Consider the following 15,621-nt stretch of genomic DNA (forward strand, 5'->3'; position numbering starts at 1 on the left):
GCTGACGCCCATGTACCGACTCCGCAACGGCGTGCAGACCTACTCGTGGGGCTCCCCGGACGCGATCCCGCGGTTCCTGGGCGAGCGCCCCGACGGCACCCCGGTCGCGGAGGTCTGGATCGGCACGCACCCGCTGCAGCCCTCGACCGCGGTCGACGCCGCGGGCGACGCGAAGCCGCTGTCGGACCTGACGGGCGACCTGCCCTTCATGCTCAAGGTGCTCGCCGCCGCCCAGCCGCTCTCGCTGCAGGTGCACCCGAGCAAGTCGCAGGCCGAGGACGGGTACGCCGAGGAGGAGCGCGCGGGCATCCCGCTGGACGCCCCGAACCGGGTCTACAAGGACGCGAACCACAAGCCCGAGATGGTCTACGCGCTGACCACCTTCGACAGCCTCATCGGCTTCCGTCCCACGGTCGAGATCCTCCGGGTGCTGGCCCCGCTGGAGACGCCGCTGACGCAGCGCCTCGCCGAGGACCTGCGCGCCGACCCCGGGTTCGCCGGCATCGTGCGCCGCGTCGAGTGGCTGCTGTCGCAGGACGTCACGGCGGCCCAGGTCGGCGAGGTCGTCGGGGCGTGCCGCGCGCTCGGCAAGATGGGCATGGACATCAAGCGGGCCTACTCCACGGCCGTCGAGATCTCGGAGTACTACCCCGACGACGTCGGCGTCGTGCTCTCCCTCATGCTCAACCGGATGACGCTGCAGCCGGGCGAGGCGGCGTACCTCGGGGCGGGCATCATCCACGCCCACCTCAAGGGCCTCTGCCTGGAGGTCATGGCCTCGTCCGACAACGTGCTGCGCGCGGGCCTGACGAAGAAGCACGTCGACCCGGCGGGCCTCGTCACCTGCCTCGGGGCGACGGGCATGGCCCGCATCGCGCGGGTGAACCCCGAGTTCGTGCTGGCGGAGACCGAGGTCTTCAGCCCCGCCGACGTCGAGTTCGCGCTCGCCGTCACGCAGGTCTCCCACGCCGACCCCGACGGGGTCGCGGTCGTGAGCGCCAAGCAGTCGCTGCTCATCTGCACCGGCGGCGAGGTCGAGGTGCGCTCGGCCGAGGGCGAGAAGGTGGCGCTGGCCCGGGGCGAGTCGGTGTTCCTCGGCCCCGACGACCGCGACTGCGTGGTCGTCGGCCTGGGCGAGGTGGCGCAGGCGTTCGAGCCCGCGCGCCGCGCCGTGCACTCCCGCCTGGTCGACGTCGTCTGAGGACGGGCCGGGCTCAGTCCGGCGCCTGCACCGGCCGCATCGTGCGGGTCAGCCGGGTGCGCGACGCCGCCAGTCCGGCGCAGACGGCCGCGACGATGGCCTCGCCCTCGAGCACGCCACAGGTCAGCAGGTCGACGTTCGCCAGCCGGTGCTCGGGCCAGGTGTGCACGGCGAGGTGCGACTGCGAGAGCACCAGCGAGGCGGTGACCGCGCCGTTCGGGAAGACGTGCCCGGCCTCGCCCAGCACCACCGCACCGCCGGCCGCGGCGGCCGCGCGCAGCAGCGCCCGGAGGGCGACCTCGTCGGTGAGCAGCGTCGGGTGGTCGGTCCACACGTCGAGGGCGTAGGAGCACATCTCGTCGCCCGACGGCGCCGTCACCAGCGCGCCGAGGGCGGACGGGACGGGCGGGGCGGTGGGCTCGGGCACGGCGGTGCAGCCTGCGTCGTGGCGGTGGGGCTCAAACCCCGCGCGGCTCACGCGGTGGCCGGACCCTCCTCGCGCAGCTCGGTCGGCGTCCGCCCGTCGTGGGTGTGCGGTACGTCGGGCAGCGCCGGGTGGGCGCCCGCGGGTCCGTCCGGGCCGTCGGCGCCGGCCGCGTCCTGCGGGTGGGCGTCGTCGGCGACCGCGTCGTCGATCCGCTCGTTGAGGTAGCGCAGCACCTCGGCGACGGTCGCCGCGACGGGCACGGCGAGGAAGGCGCCGGTGATGCCGAACAGGGTGGAGCCGGCGGTGACGGCCATGAGCACGACGGCGGCGTGCAGGTTCATCGACTTGCCCTGCAGCCACGGGGAGAGCACGTTGCCCTCGAGCTGCTGCACCACGACGATGATGATGAGCACGATGAGGGCGTCGCCGGGGCCGTTGGTCACGAGGGTGACGAGGCCGGCCAGCGCACCGGCGGAGACCGCGCCGACGATCGGGATGAAGCCGGCGAAGAAGGTGAGGATCGCCAGCGGGATCGCCAGGGGCACCCCGATGATGACGAGGCCGAGGCCGATGAGCACCGCGTCGATGAGGGAGACGAGCGCCTGGGTGCGGATGAAGCCGCCGAGGGTGTTCCACGCCCGGGCGCTGACCTCGACGAGGTGGCCGCCGGCGCGGTGGCCGCCGATGGCGGAGACCCAGGGCAGGAAGCGGTGGCCGTCCTTGATGAAGAGGAACGTGAGGATCAGCATCAGCACGAGGTTGATGAGGATGTTCGTCACCGCGCTGATGCCGGTGATGACGCCCGAGCTGATCGCGGACGCCTGGCTGGAGATCTCGTCCTGGAGGGTGGAGAGCGCGTCGGTGATCTGACCGTCGCTGACCCCGAGCGGGCCGTCGGTGAGCCAGGTCCGGATCTGCCCGACGCCGTCGACGGCCGAGTCGGCGATGTCGTTGGACTGCCCGGCGATCTGGGGGGCGAGGAGGAACCCGACGAGCACGAGGCTGCCGAGGAACCCGAGCATCACCCCGGCCGCCGCGAGGCCGGACGGCACACCGCGCTTGCGCAGGAACGCGGTCGGCGGTCCGAGGACGGTGGAGAGCACGAGGGCCAGCGAGACGGGGAACCACACCATCCACGTGTGGCCGACGGCCCAGCCGAGGATGAACAGGGCGGCGGCGCCGACGACGACGCGCACGCCCCAGACGTTGATGCGCGAGAGCCCGCGGTCGATCACGTCCGCGCGGTCGGGCACGGTGCGGGGATGGCGGTCGGGCGCGGGGCTCGTCACGCCCACCACCCTAGGTGTCGCCTCCCGAGCCGGGTCGTGCGGAGGCGCCTTGTTACCGACGAGTCACCTAAATCACGTGCCCCCGTTCCCACGATGACAGTAATGGTGTCATTATCGGATCCGGACCTGGATCTCCCCGAGCTGCGACGCGGGTGCAGATCCCCACACGACCATCGAGGCAGGCAAGGACCGACATGGCAGAAGCATTCGTGTACGACCACGTTCGTACGCCGCGCGGCAAGGGCAAGAAGACCGGCTCCCTCCACGAGGTGAAGCCCATCGACCTGGTCGTCGGCCTGATCGACGAGACCCGCAAGCGCAACCCCGACCTCGACCCCGCCCTCGTCGACGACGTCGTGCTGGGCGTCGTCAGCCCGATCGGTGACCAGGGCGGCGACATCGCGAAGGCGGCGGCGCTGAAGGCGGGCCTGCCCGACGAGGTCGCCGGCGTGCAGCTGAACCGCTTCTGCGCCTCGGGCCTCGAGGCCGTCAACCAGGCCGCCTCGCGCGTGCGCGGCGGGTTCGAGGAGCTGATCCTCGCCGGTGGTGTCGAGTCGATGAGCCGCGTGCCCATGGGCTCCGACGGCGGCGCCTGGGCGATGGACCCGCGCACCGCGCTGCAGTCGAGCTTCGTGCCCCAGGGCATCGGCGCCGACCTCATCGCGACCGTCGAGGGCTTCAGCCGCGAGGACGTCGACGCCTACGCCGCCGAGTCCAACGCCCGGGCCGCCCGCGCCCGCGAGGCCGGCTACTTCAAGCGGTCGGTCATCCCGGTCGTCGACGAGAACGGCCTGACGGTCCTCGACCACGACGAGTTCATCCGCCCCGGCACGACGGTGGAGAGCCTCGCGGGCCTCAAGCCCTCCTTCGCCGACATCGGCAAGGGCGCCGGCTTCGACGACGTGGCCCTGGAGAAGTACCACTGGCTGGAGAAGATCGACCACGTCCACCACGCCGGCAACAGCTCGGGCATCGTGGACGGCGCGGCCATCATGGCGATCGGCACGGAGGACGCGGGCAAGCGCGCCGGCCTCACCCCCCGCGCCCGCATCGTCTCGGCCGCCGTCTCCGGCGCCGACCCGGTCATCATGCTGACCGGTCCGGCCCCCGCCGCACGCAAGGCGCTGGCGAAGGCCGGCCTGACGGTCGACGACATCGACCTGTTCGAGATCAACGAGGCGTTCGCCGCCGTCGCGATGCGCTTCATGCGCGACATGGGCATCGGCCCCGAGATCACCAACGTCAACGGCGGCGCCATCGCCATGGGCCACCCGCTCGGCGCGACCGGCGCGATGATCCTCGGCACGCTGATCGACGAGCTCGAGCGCCGCGAGCTCAAGCGCGGCCTCGCCACCCTGTGCGTGGGCGGCGGCATGGGCATCGCCACCATCGTCGAGCTCGTCTGAGCGTCGTACCGGACATCGAGAGAGGAACCCATGACCGAGCAGAGCGCCGTCCGCTACGACAAGGACGCCGACGGGATCGTCACGCTGACGCTGGACGACCCGAACCAGAGCGCCAACACCATGAACGAGCTCTACCGCACGTCGATGACCGACGCGGTGGAGAAGCTGTACGCCGAGCCGGAGGGCTCGGTGAAGGGTGTCGTCATCGCCAGCGCCAAGAAGACCTTCTTCGCCGGCGGTGACCTCAAGGGCATGGTGCAGACCACGCCGGACGACGCCGCCGACGTGTTCGCGATGGTCGAGGACGTCAAGGCCGCGCTGCGTCGCCTCGAGCTCCACCCCGCGCCCGTGGTCGCCGCCATCAACGGCGCCGCGCTCGGTGGCGGGCTGGAGATCGCGCTCGCCGCGAACCACCGGGTCGCGTGGGACAGCCCGAAGGTGCAGATCGGCCTGCCCGAGGTGCAGCTGGGGCTCCTGCCCGGCGGCGGCGGCGTCACCCGCACGGTGCGCATGTTCGGCCTGCAGACCGCGCTGATGGACGTCCTGCTCCAGGGCACGCGCTTCAAGCCGGCCCAGGCGAAGGAGAAGGGCCTGGTCGACGAGCTGGTCGCCGACCTCGACGGCCTCCTGCCCGCCGCGAAGGCGTGGCTCGCGTCGGTCGCGGGCGACGCGGACGCGGGCAAGCAGCCCTGGGACCGCCCGGGCTACAAGATGCCCGGCGGCACCCCGTCCACCCCGAAGCTCGCCCAGTTCCTCCCGGCCTTCCCGGCGCTGCTGCGCCAGCAGGTCAAGGGCGCGCCGTACCAGGCGCCGCGGGCGATCCTGTCCGCCGCCGTCGAGGGCGCGCAGGTCGACTTCGACACCGCCTCGCGCATCGAGTCGCGCTACCTGACCGGCCTCGTCGTCGGCCAGCAGAGCAAGAACATGATCCAGGCGTTCTTCTTCGACCTGCAGGCGATCAACGGCGGCTCGCTGCGTCCTGACGGCCACGAGAAGTACGTCGGCCGCAAGGTCGGCGTGCTCGGCGCCGGCATGATGGGCGCGGGCATCGCGTACGTGTTCGCCAAGTCGGGCGCGCAGGTCGTGCTGAAGGACGTCACGACCGAGGCCGCCGAGCGCGGCAAGGCGTACTCGGAGAAGCTGCTCGACAAGGCGGTCTCCCGCGGTCGCGAGACCGAGGAGGGCAAGGCCGAGTTCCTCTCGCGCATCCACGCCACCGCCGACCCGGCCGACTTCGCGGGCGTCGACGTGGTCGTCGAGGCCGTCTTCGAGGACCCGTCGCTGAAGGCCAAGGTGTTCGCCGAGATCGCCGAGCACGTCAACCCGGACGCGCTGCTGTGCTCGAACACCTCGACGCTGCCCATCACCGAGCTGGCCCAGGGCGTCGACCGTCCGAAGGACTTCATCGGCCTGCACTTCTTCAGCCCCGTCGACAAGATGCCGCTGGTGGAGATCATCCGCGGCGAGGAGACCGACGACGCGGCGCTGGCGAAGGCCTACGACCTGGTGCAGCAGATCAAGAAGACGCCGATCGTCGTCAACGACAGCCGCGGCTTCTACACCTCCCGCGTCATCGGCTTCATGGTCAACGAGGGCCTGCAGCTGCTCGCCGAGGGCGTGCACCCGCAGACCCTGGAGCGCGCGGTCACGCAGGCCGGCTACCCGGTCGGCACGCTGCAGCTCTCCGACGAGCTCAACATGGAGCTCATGGCCAAGATCGCCAAGGCCACGGCGGACGCGGCCGAGCGCGACGGCCTCGACTACGTGCCGCACCCGGGGCTGAAGGTCGTCGAGAAGATGATCGAGATCGGTCGTCCCTCGCGCCTCAAGGGCGCCGGCTTCTACGAGTACGACGAGTCCGGCAAGCGCCAGGGCCTGTGGAAGGGCCTCGCCGAGACCTTCCCGGTCGCGGAGCAGCAGCCGCCGCTGCGCGACGTGCAGGACCGCGTGCTCGTGCTCGAGGCGCTCGAGACGGCCAAGTGCTTCGAGGAGGACGTCATCACCTCGGCGGCCGCCGCGAACATCGGCTCGATCATGGGCATCGGCTTCCCGCCGTACACGGGTGGCGCGGCCCAGTTCATGACCGGCTACGAGGGCGCCGACGGCGAGATCGGCCTCGCGGCCTTCGTCAAGCGCGCCGACGAGCTGGCGGAGAAGTACGGCGACCGCTTCCGGCCGACCGACCACCTCCGCAAGATGGCCGCCAACGGGGAGTCCTTCCCCGCCTGACGGCCCTCCGCGACCCACCACCGGGCCGGTGCCCCTCCCCAGGGGGCACCGGCCCGGTGCTGTCGTCGGCGGGCTCCCGGCGCGTCCTTGGAGACGTGGCTACCGTGGGGGAGGACCGGACGACGAAGCACGGAAGGGGAACGACATGGGTATCGCGGACAAGGCGAAGAACACCGTCGAGGACCTGGGCGGCAAGTCCAAGGAGCACGTGGGCGACGCCACCGGCGACGACGAGCTCAAGGCCGAGGGCAAGAAGGACCAGACGAAGTCCTCGCTCAAGCAGGCCGGCGAGAACGTCAAGGACGCCTTCAAGTCCTGAGGTCTCGACGCACCACGACGGGCTCCCCGATGATCGGGGGGCCCGTCGTCGCGTCCGGGCCCATCCGGCGGGCCCGCGGCACCGAACCCCTGATGACCCCGACCGACCCCCTCCGAGGAGCACCATGAGCACCCTGTCCGACTTCACCGCGACCCGGCTCGACGGCACCGAGGAGTCCCTGGAGGCGTACGCCGGACGGGTCGTGCTCGTCGTGAACACCGCCAGCAACTGCGGCTTCACGCCGCAGTACGAGGGTCTCGAGCAGCTCTACCGCACGTACGGCGAGCAGGGCCTCGTCGTGCTCGGGTTCCCGTGCAACCAGTTCGCGGGCCAGGAGCCCGGCGGGGCCGACGACATCGGCGAGTTCTGCCAGCGCAACTACGGCGTCTCGTTCCCCATGTTCGACAAGGTCGACGTGAACGGCTCCGACGCCCACCCCGTCTTCGACTGGCTGAAGAAGGAGAAGGGCGGCCTGCTCGGCGGTCGCATCAAGTGGAACTTCACCAAGTTCCTCGTGGGGCGCGACGGCACGGTCGTGAAGCGCTACGGCCCCACCACGAAGCCCGCCGACATCGCCGCCGACATCGAGAAGGCGCTCGCGGCCTGACGCTCCTCCCGCTCGCGCGGTGGTTGAGGTGGGTGCGCTAGCACCCCTCGAAACCACGCTGACCTACTCCGGTGGTTTCGAGGGCCGCTGGGGCGGCCACCTCAACCACCGGATGTCGGTGGTTGAGGTGGGTTGCTCTGGCAACCCCTCGAAACCACGACCGGGTTCCCTGGGTGGTTTCGAGGGCGGCTGGGGCGGCCACCTCGACCACCGGACGGGGTCGGCGGCCTCAGCGGCCGAGCAGGCGCCGCGCTCCCGTCGCCCACCACTGGCCGGCGGCGGGGCCGCCGTTGCAGGCGCCGTCCGACTCGCCGGGGCGCTTGACCCACGCGTAGAAGTCGACGCCGTTCGCGTTCACGACCTTCGGCTTGCTGCCCAGGCGGGCGGCGGCGGTGTTGCACCACGAGCCGTCGCGCGCGGGGCCGGCGCCGTTGCGGGAGGTGTCGACGAGCTGGCGCTTGCCGGCGTACCCCCGGGTGGCGAGCGCCGCGACCAGCGACCGGCCGTAGGCGAGCTCGTCGTTGGTGGTGCGGTAGTTGCTGACGTTCGTCGCGACGCCGCGCGCCCACTGCACGCCCGACTGGGACAGGCGGTCGGCCATGACGTTCGCGGAGTGCCACGACGAGTGGCCCGAATCGACGTACACCCACGTGCCGTTGCGCGCGAACGTGTAGGTCGCGTAACGGATGAGCGACGTCCACAGCTCCTGCCCGGCGCACGAGCCGAGCAGGCCGAGCGCGTCCGGCTCGAGCACGACGACGGCCCCCTTGCCCTTGAGGCCCAGCGCGATCTGCTCCACCCAGAGGCGGTACGAACGGGGGTCGAACCCGCCTGAGGAGTGGCTGCCGCAGTCGCGGTTGGGCAGCCCGTAGACCGCGATCATGGGCGTGCGGTTCTTCTGCCGGCCGTAGTCCGCCCACGCCGCGGCCGCCGCGCGCGCCCGGCCGACCGGCACCGCCTCGGTGAACCAGCGGGTGTGCGTGTTCGCCGCGATGGGGGTGTACGTCGCGTCCTTGCGCGCGGCGACCATGGCCGGGCTCGACGGGTCGACGAGCACCCCGCGCCGCAGTCGGATGTCGACGGCCGCGGCCGCCTGGACCGCGGGCGCCTGGACCTCAGGTGCCGGGGCTGCGGGTCCCCCGTCCACCAGGGCCGCCGGGGCGGGCGTCGCCGCGCGGGCCGACCCCGTCAGACCCGTCAGGCCGGTCAGCAGCGTCGCGAGGAGCACGACGGCGAGCGCGGCGGGGACGAGGACGAGGTGCGCGGCGCGGGCAGGCGTCAGCGCGGACGAGGTGGGGGGCACTGCCGCAGCCTAGGGCGGCGCGACCCGGCCCGGGCGGGCGTCGGTGGGACCTGCAGAGAAACAGCGCTTGGCTTGAGCCGACCTCCGGCGTACTGTCGCGATATATCGCGAGCGGTCGACGACCGTACGGCCGCGACGGACGGAGGGAGCAGCACATGTGGGACGCCGACAAGGTCGACGGCTTCGACGACGACGACCAGGAGAACGGCTGGGAGCGGGGGCGCCACCAGCACCCGCGCGAGGGGGGCCGCCGCGGTGACTTCCCGGCGTGGCCCGGCCTGGGCGGGCCGTTCGGCCCGGCCGGCCTCGGCGCCGCGTTCGGTCCGCGGCGCGGCGGTGGGCGTCACGGCCAGCCCGTGCCGCCGTGGGTCGCCGGTCTGCTCGGCTTCGACGCTCCGCCGCAGCGCGGCCACGGCGGCGGGCCGAAGGTGCGGCGTGGCGACGTCCGCGCGGCGATCCTCGACGTGCTCGCGTCGGGACCGCGCAACGGCTACCAGGTGATCAACGAGATCGCGGAGCGCTCGCACGGCGCCTGGAAGCCGTCGCCGGGCTCCGTCTACCCGACCATCCAGCAGCTCGAGGACGAGGGCCTCGTCGTCGCCGACGACGCGCAGGGCCGCCGTACCCTCACCCTCAGCGACGAGGGGCAGGCGTACGTCGCGCGCCACGCCGACGAGCTGGCCGCCGTGTGGCGTCCGTTCGCGCCGCGGGCCGAGGCGCCGCAGGGCGCGCTCCCCGAGATCGGCCAGGTCATGAACGCGTTGTGGCAGATCGTGTCGACCGGCACCGACGCCCAGCGGGCGGAGGCCCTGACGGTGCTCGCCGAGGCGCGGCGCCGGCTGTACGGGATCCTCGCGGAGGGCGACCGGTGAGCGAGGCCGGCCGGGTGCGGCTCTCCGACGCGGAGCGGCAGGACGCCGCGGCCGCGCTCGGCACCCACTTCGCCGAGGGCCGGCTCGACCCCGTCGAGCACGACGAGCGCTCCACCGCCGTGTGGGCGGCGCGCTTCGCCGAGGACCTGCAGCCCGTGTTCGCGGACCTGCCGGCGCCTCACCCCGGGGCGCTCGCCCCGGCGCGGGCGCACGACTGGAACGCGCAGCGCCCGGCCGCGCGGAAGCGGGGCGCCCGGGGCGCCCGGGGTGACGGACCGCCGGCCTTCGTGCCGACCGCGGTGCTCGTCGCGCTGCTCGTCGGCGGTGTCCTGCTGGGTGTCGCGGTGCTGAAGGTGCTGGTCGCCGTCGTGCCGCTCCTCCTGCTCGGCGGGCTGGCGTTCCTGGCGGTCCGCCGCATCGCCGGCCGGGGCGCGGCCGGCCCGCGCGGGACGCTCCCGGGGCGGGGAGGGCCGCCGTACCGCTGCTGAGGGCGGGTACGACGACGCCCCCGCTCCCCGGTGATGACCGGGAGGCGGGGGCGTCGGGTGCGTCGGGGGTCGCCCGGCGCGCTGGGGGAGTGCGTGCTCAGGCGCTCTGGATCGCCGAGACGTCGAACTCGAGCTTGACCTTGTCGGAGATGAGGACGCCGCCGGTCTCGAGCGCGGCGTTGTAGGTGAGGCCCCAGTCCTTGCGGTTGATGGCGACGCCACCCTCGAAGCCGATGCGCAGGTTGCCGAACGGGTCGCGCGCCGAGCCGGTCTGCTCGAGCTCGACGGTGACGGACTTCGTGACGTCCTTGATCGTGAGGTCGCCGGTGACCAGCCACGTGTCGGCGTCCTCGCGCTCGACCTTGGTCGAGACGAAGGTGATGTTCGGGTACTTCTCCGCCTCGAAGAAGTCACCGGTCTGCAGGTGGCCGTCGCGGTCGGCGTTGCCGGTGTCGATGCTGGCGGCCTTGATGGTCAGGGCGACCGTCGAGGCGGACGGCGTGGCCGTGTTGATGGTGGCGGTGCCGTCGAACTCCTTGAAGGAGCCGCGGACCGTCGTCACCATCGCGTGGCGCACGGAGAAGCCGAGACGGGTGTGCGTGACGTCGAGGGCGTAGGAGCCCGCGATGTCCTCCACGGCGGTGGTGGGAGCGTCGAACGTCTGCTCGGCCGGGGCCGAGTCCTTGGTGCGGCTGAAGATGCCCATGATGCTGTCCTCCGAAGTCAGTTGAACTTTCAACGACGACTGTACGGGTATCTACTTGCGCCGTCAACCATCTCGGGGTCGGCGGGGTGGTGACGACACACACCCCGGACGCAGCAGAGCCGCCATCCCGGGGGATGGCGGCTCTGCGGGGCTGCCTCGAGGGCGGCGGGGCGCCGGGTGGCGCGTGAGTGCTCGGCTGTCAGGCGGCGGCCGGTCGGGCGACGGCCGTCGAGGCCGAGGTCCAACGAGCCTCCATGCGAGCACGGCCGGACGCGTCGACGACCTTGGTCCAGGTGAGGACGAGGCCGTTGCGGTGGGTCGACGTCGAGTAGAGCATGAGACACCTCCTGTTCACTTTCCGTTCATCCAAGGTAGCGCACCGTCGGCGGGATCGGTAGTCGGCGCCGCACTTTTCTGCCCCAGATGCGGCGGTCCTGCTCCACCTGGGCCTGTGGACGGGCCCGGACGAGCCCGTTCCGCTCCACTTGGGGGGCTGCTCGCAAGGTGAACGACGGGTGAATGCGGAACCCTCCGGCCTCCCCTCACGGGGGTGGTCACCGTCGAGCGCGTCGACCTACGGTGCCGCTCGGGCGCCACCGATCGCCGGCACCCTCGGGAGGAACCATGGCGACCCCACCTGTCCGCACGCCCGCACGACGTCGTACCCGGGGGTGGGTGGCGCTCCCCGCCGTCCTGGCCGCCGGGCTCGCCCTGGCCGGCCCCGCCGCCCCGGCGCTCGCCGACCCCGTCTCGGGCTCCACCTCCGTGGGGCCCGCCGCCGGCGGCTCCTACGTCGCGCTGGGCGACTCCTACTCGTCGGGCACGGGAACGCGGGAGTACCTGGCGGACGGCACCCAGTGCCTCCGCTCCGTGCACGCGTTCCCCTCGCTGCTGGCCTCCGCCGGGGGCTGGGACCTCGACTTCCGCGCGTGCTCCGGCGCCGTCGTCGCCGACGTGCGCGCCAACCAGCTCACGGCGCTCTCCGCCGCCACCGACCTCGTCACCCTGTCCGTCGGCGGCAACGACGCCGGGTTCACCGACGTCATCACGGAGTGCGCCCAGCCGGGGTGGATGAGCGACTGCGACGGCGCGATCGACGGCGCCCAGGCCTTCATCGGCGCCACGCTGCCCGCGCGGCTCTCGGGCCTCTACGCCGACGTCCGCGCCGCCGCGCCGAACGCCGACGTCGTGGTCGCCGGCTACCCGCGTCTGTTCCAGGGCGAGGACTGCGACGTCCTCACCTTCATCTCGCCGGCGGAGATGACGCGCCTGAACGCCACCGCCGACCAGCTCGACGCCCGCACCGCCGCGGCCGCCCGGGCCGCCGGGTTCCGCTTCGTCGACCCCACCGCCGCGTTCACCGGCCACGCCGTCTGCGACGAGCCGGCGTGGCTGAACGGGCTGTCGAACCCCGTGGTCGAGAGCTACCACCCGAACACGCTGGGCCACGCCCAGGGCTACGTCCCCCTCGTGTCCTCCGCGGCCACCGGCAGCGCGCTGGCCGTCACCCCCGCGGTCGTCGCCGACGCCGAGGCGCACGCGGGCACGTACGTCGCGCAGCAGGCGCCGTACGCGGCGTACGACCGCACGATCGCGCCGCGGGTGGTGGAGACGGCGCCCCTCCACGCGGCCCAGCGGGCCATCGCCGACGGGACGGCCGACCCCGCGCAGGAGTGAGACGGGGGGAGATCCACGTCGCACCGGGAACTTGTGCGACCCCTGTGCACGTTCTTCTCCCTGACGTCGCCGCGCGGCGGGGTGGCCGACCGGTCGCCCCGCCCTCGTGCACCACCGCAACGCAGAAGGAGTCCGTCCATGGAGGTCACCCCGCTGGTATGGGGCCTCACCATCGCCGTCATCGCCGGCTTGCTGCTCTTCGACTTCTTCTTCCACGTGCGCAAGGCGCACATCCCCACGTTGAGGGAAGCAGCGATCTGGTCGGCCATCTACGTCGGCCTGGCGATCGTGTTCGGCTTGTTCGTGCTGTGGAACTGGGGCGGGACGTACGGCGGTGAGTACTTCGCCGGCTACATCACGGAGAAGGCGCTGAGCGTCGACAACCTGTTCGTGTTCCTGGTGATCATGGCGAGCTTCAAGGTGCCGCGCGAGGACCAGCAGAAGGTGCTGCTCTTCGGCATCGTGTTCGCGCTGTTCGCGCGCACCGCGTTCATCCTCGTCGGCGCCGCCGCGATCAACCAGTTCAGCTGGGTCTTCTACCTCTTCGGCGCGATCCTGCTCTACACGGCGATCTCCCTGCTGAAGGAGGACGACGACGAGGGCGGCGAGGAGGCCGACAACTTCGTCATCCGCCTCGCGAAGCGTTTCTTCCACACCTCGGAGCACTACGACGGCGACAAGCTGTTCACCGTCGTGGACGGCAAGAAGATGCTGACCCCGATGCTGCTCGTCATGGTCGCGATCGGCGGCACGGACCTGCTGTTCGCGCTCGACTCGATCCCCGCGATCTTCGGCCTGACGCAGGAGACGTACATCGTCTTCGGTGCCACGGCGTTCTCGCTCATGGGTCTGCGCCAGCTGTACTTCCTCATCGACGGCCTGCTCGACCGCCTCGTGTTCCTCTCGTACGGCCTGGCGATCATCCTGGCGTTCATCGGCGTCAAGCTGTTCATCCACGCCCTGCACGAGAACGAGCTGCCCTTCATCAACGGCGGCGAGCACGTGACCGCCATCCCGGAGGTCAGCATCGCCATGTCGCTGAGCGTCATCCTCGGCGTCCTCGTCGTCACGGTCATCGCGTCGCTGCTCAGCCCCAAGGGCAAGGCGGAGTCGACGATCAAGGCGGCCAGGGCGGCGGCCGACCACTACCTCGACGGGACCTACACCCACGACGTCGACGAGCACGAGCGCCAGTTCGGCATCGTCGTCGCCAAGCAGCAGCAGATCGACGACCTCCCGGAGAAGCACCGCCCCACCCCGGCGGAGCGCGCGGAGCTCGACGAGCTGTTCGCCCGGGTGCACGCCGCCCGCGGCGGCACGGCCACCGAGGGCGGTCGCACCCGCGACTGACCCACGGGCACGCCGGTCACGCACCGGTCGCACCACCCGCTCGATCCGACGGCCCCCGGCACCACGCCGGGGGCCGTCGGCGTCCCCGGCCGCACTCCACCCCGGCCGCGCCTGGTCGCGCCCGGCCACGCACCCGCCGTACGCCGCCGTTGTGCGCAGCGCCCGTTGGCGGCGCTCGGGCCGGGTGGCACGCTGAGGGCCATGAGCGCACTGCCCGACGACCTGTTCGTCCCCCAGCTCCACATCGGCGGCACCTGGCGTGACGCCGAGGACGGGGCCACCTTCGACGTGCTGGACCCCGCCGACGAGTCGGTTCTCGTGAGCGTCGCGGACGGCACCGCCGCCGACGCCGTGGCCGCCCTCGACGCGGCGGCCGAGGTCCAGGAGGAGTGGGCCCGCTCGGCGCCCCGCGACCGCGCCGAGATCCTGCGGGCCGCCTTCGAGGCCATCACCGCCCGTCGCGACGACTTCGCCCGGCTCATCAGCCTCGAGATGGGCAAGCCGCTGGCCGAGGCCGCGGGCGAGGTGACGTACGGCGCGGAGTTCCTGCGCTGGTTCTCCGAGGAGGCCGTGCGCATCCACGGGCGCTGGATGAGCGCGCCCGCCGGTGGGTCCCGGCTGCTGACGGTGAAGAAGCCGGTCGGTCCGTGCCTGCTCATCACGCCGTGGAACTTCCCGATCGCCATGGCCACCCGCAAGATCGCCCCGGCCATCGCCGCCGGCTGCACGATGGTCGTCAAGCCCGCCGCGCTGACGCCGCTGACGACGCTGGCCGTGGCGAAGGTCTTCGAGGACGTCGGTCTGCCCGCCGGCGTGCTCAACGTGGTGACGTCGACGCACTCCGGGGACGTCTCCGAGACGCTGATGGCCGACGAGCGGCTGCGGAAGGTCTCCTTCACGGGGTCCACCCCGGTCGGCAAGGTGCTGGTGCGGCAGTCGACCGAGCACCTGCAGCGCCTGTCGATGGAGCTGGGTGGCAACGCGCCGTTCCTCGTCTTCGAGGACGCCGACCTCGACGCGGCCGTCGAGGGCGCCGTGCTGGCCAAGATGCGCAACATGGGCGAGGCCTGCACGGCCGCCAACCGCTTCCTCGTGCACGAGAGCGTCGCCGAGGAGTTCAGCCGGCGCCTCGCGGAGCGCCTCGGCGCCCTGCGCGTCGGCCGCGGCCAGGACGACGGGGTCGACGTCGGCCCGCTGGTGCAGGCCTCCGCGGTCGAGGACGTGCACCAGCTCGTCACCGACGCCGTGCACGACGGCGCCCGGGTGCTGGTGGGCGGCGAGGCGCCCGACGGCGCGGGTTACTTCTACCCGCCGACGGTGCTGGCCGACGTACCCCACGAGTCGGCGATCGTGAACACGGAGATCTTCGGCCCGGTGGCGCCCATCTCGACCTTCACCGACGAGGACGAGGCGGTGCGCCGGGCCAACGCCACGGAGTACGGCCTCGCCTCGTACGCCTTCACCCGCGACCTCGAGCGCACCATCCGGCTCGCCGAGCGCCTCGAGGCCGGCATGCTCGGCATCAACACGGGCCTGCTGTCGAACCCCGCCGCCCCCTTCGGCGGCGTCAAGCAGTCGGGCTTCGGCCGCGAGGGCGGCTTCGAGGGCATCGAGGAGTACCTCGAGACCACGTACGTGGGGATCTCGACCGGGTCGTGAGGCGGGGGTGGGGGGTTCCCCGGTGCACCGGGGAACCCGCCACTTCCGGGTGGGAACTTCCCGCCGGAAGTGGCGGGTTGCGGCTACA

The 15,621-nt window shown here is 72.2% G+C and carries 15 protein-coding genes; 10 read left to right on the plus strand and 5 right to left on the minus strand.

Going from position 1 to position 15,621, the window contains the following annotated elements:
* Positions 1 to 10 precede the first annotated feature (10 nt).
* Positions 11 to 1,201 (plus strand): mannose-6-phosphate isomerase, class I, encoded by a 1,191-nt coding sequence (gene manA, locus INN71_RS09315; RefSeq protein WP_277499463.1) that lies wholly within the window; start codon positions 11 to 13, stop codon positions 1,199 to 1,201.
* Positions 1,202 to 1,214: 13 nt separating this feature from the next.
* Here manA and INN71_RS09320 read toward each other — a convergent pair whose 3' ends face one another.
* Together INN71_RS09320 and INN71_RS09325 are read right to left on the minus strand one after the other, a co-directional pair.
* Positions 1,215 to 1,628 (minus strand): S-adenosylmethionine decarboxylase, encoded by a 414-nt coding sequence (locus INN71_RS09320; RefSeq protein ID WP_277499464.1) that lies wholly within the window; start codon positions 1,626 to 1,628, stop codon positions 1,215 to 1,217.
* 47 nt (positions 1,629 to 1,675) lie between these two features.
* On the minus strand, positions 1,676 to 2,917 hold the full coding sequence (locus INN71_RS09325; protein WP_277499465.1) for an AI-2E family transporter: 1,242 nt from the start codon (positions 2,915 to 2,917) through the stop codon (positions 1,676 to 1,678).
* A 194-nt stretch (positions 2,918 to 3,111) separates the two neighbouring features.
* Between INN71_RS09325 and INN71_RS09330 the strand changes: the two genes are divergently transcribed.
* The 4 genes from INN71_RS09330 (at position 3,112) to INN71_RS09345 (ending at position 7,478) form a co-directional block, all read left to right on the plus strand.
* A complete protein-coding gene (locus tag INN71_RS09330; RefSeq protein WP_277499466.1) occupies positions 3,112 to 4,323 on the plus strand; it encodes an acetyl-CoA C-acetyltransferase in 1,212 nt (403 codons plus the stop codon).
* Between the two features lie 30 nt (positions 4,324 to 4,353).
* Complete coding sequence (locus INN71_RS09335) at positions 4,354 to 6,552, plus strand: 3-hydroxyacyl-CoA dehydrogenase NAD-binding domain-containing protein (RefSeq protein ID WP_277499467.1); 2,199 nt, start codon at positions 4,354 to 4,356, stop codon at positions 6,550 to 6,552.
* 145 nt (positions 6,553 to 6,697) lie between these two features.
* Positions 6,698 to 6,871 carry a CsbD family protein gene (locus tag INN71_RS09340; RefSeq protein WP_277499468.1) on the plus strand — a complete coding sequence of 58 codons (174 nt, stop codon included), beginning with the start codon at positions 6,698 to 6,700 and terminating at the stop codon, positions 6,869 to 6,871.
* A 124-nt stretch (positions 6,872 to 6,995) separates the two neighbouring features.
* The gene (locus tag INN71_RS09345; protein WP_277499469.1) at positions 6,996 to 7,478 is read left to right on the plus strand and encodes a glutathione peroxidase; all 483 of its coding nucleotides are present in this window, start codon (positions 6,996 to 6,998) and stop codon (positions 7,476 to 7,478) included.
* Positions 7,479 to 7,707: 229 nt separating this feature from the next.
* Here INN71_RS09345 and INN71_RS09350 read toward each other — a convergent pair whose 3' ends face one another.
* A complete protein-coding gene (locus INN71_RS09350; protein WP_277499470.1) occupies positions 7,708 to 8,781 on the minus strand; it encodes a glycoside hydrolase family 6 protein in 1,074 nt (357 codons plus the stop codon).
* Between the two features lie 155 nt (positions 8,782 to 8,936).
* Between INN71_RS09350 and INN71_RS09355 the strand changes: the two genes are divergently transcribed.
* The gene (locus INN71_RS09355) at positions 8,937 to 9,653 is read left to right on the plus strand and encodes a PadR family transcriptional regulator (protein WP_277499471.1); all 717 of its coding nucleotides are present in this window, start codon (positions 8,937 to 8,939) and stop codon (positions 9,651 to 9,653) included.
* The gene (locus tag INN71_RS09360; protein WP_277499472.1) at positions 9,650 to 10,141 is read left to right on the plus strand and encodes a DUF1707 domain-containing protein; all 492 of its coding nucleotides are present in this window, start codon (positions 9,650 to 9,652) and stop codon (positions 10,139 to 10,141) included. The genes INN71_RS09355 and INN71_RS09360 overlap by 4 nt, the downstream gene beginning before the upstream one ends.
* Positions 10,142 to 10,238: 97 nt before the next feature.
* On the opposite strand, the gene INN71_RS09365 is transcribed toward INN71_RS09360, so the two are convergent.
* Complete coding sequence (locus tag INN71_RS09365) at positions 10,239 to 10,847, minus strand: YceI family protein (protein ID WP_277499473.1); 609 nt, start codon at positions 10,845 to 10,847, stop codon at positions 10,239 to 10,241.
* A gap of 199 nt (positions 10,848 to 11,046) precedes the next feature.
* Positions 11,047 to 11,184 carry a hypothetical protein gene (locus tag INN71_RS09370; RefSeq protein WP_277499474.1) on the minus strand — a complete coding sequence of 46 codons (138 nt, stop codon included), beginning with the start codon at positions 11,182 to 11,184 and terminating at the stop codon, positions 11,047 to 11,049.
* 287 nt (positions 11,185 to 11,471) lie between these two features.
* Between INN71_RS09370 and INN71_RS09375 the strand changes: the two genes are divergently transcribed.
* From INN71_RS09375 to INN71_RS09385, 3 genes are all read left to right on the plus strand, one after another.
* The gene (locus INN71_RS09375) at positions 11,472 to 12,524 is read left to right on the plus strand and encodes an SGNH/GDSL hydrolase family protein (protein ID WP_277499475.1); all 1,053 of its coding nucleotides are present in this window, start codon (positions 11,472 to 11,474) and stop codon (positions 12,522 to 12,524) included.
* Positions 12,525 to 12,662: 138 nt separating this feature from the next.
* Complete coding sequence (locus INN71_RS09380; protein ID WP_277499477.1) at positions 12,663 to 13,874, plus strand: TerC family protein; 1,212 nt, start codon at positions 12,663 to 12,665, stop codon at positions 13,872 to 13,874.
* A gap of 201 nt (positions 13,875 to 14,075) precedes the next feature.
* Complete coding sequence (locus tag INN71_RS09385) at positions 14,076 to 15,533, plus strand: NAD-dependent succinate-semialdehyde dehydrogenase (RefSeq protein WP_277499478.1); 1,458 nt, start codon at positions 14,076 to 14,078, stop codon at positions 15,531 to 15,533.
* Positions 15,534 to 15,621: the final 88 nt, after the last annotated feature.

The organism is Nocardioides sp. ChNu-153, from assembly GCF_030466625.1.
Taxonomy (GTDB): Bacteria; Actinomycetota; Actinomycetes; order Propionibacteriales; family Nocardioidaceae; genus Nocardioides.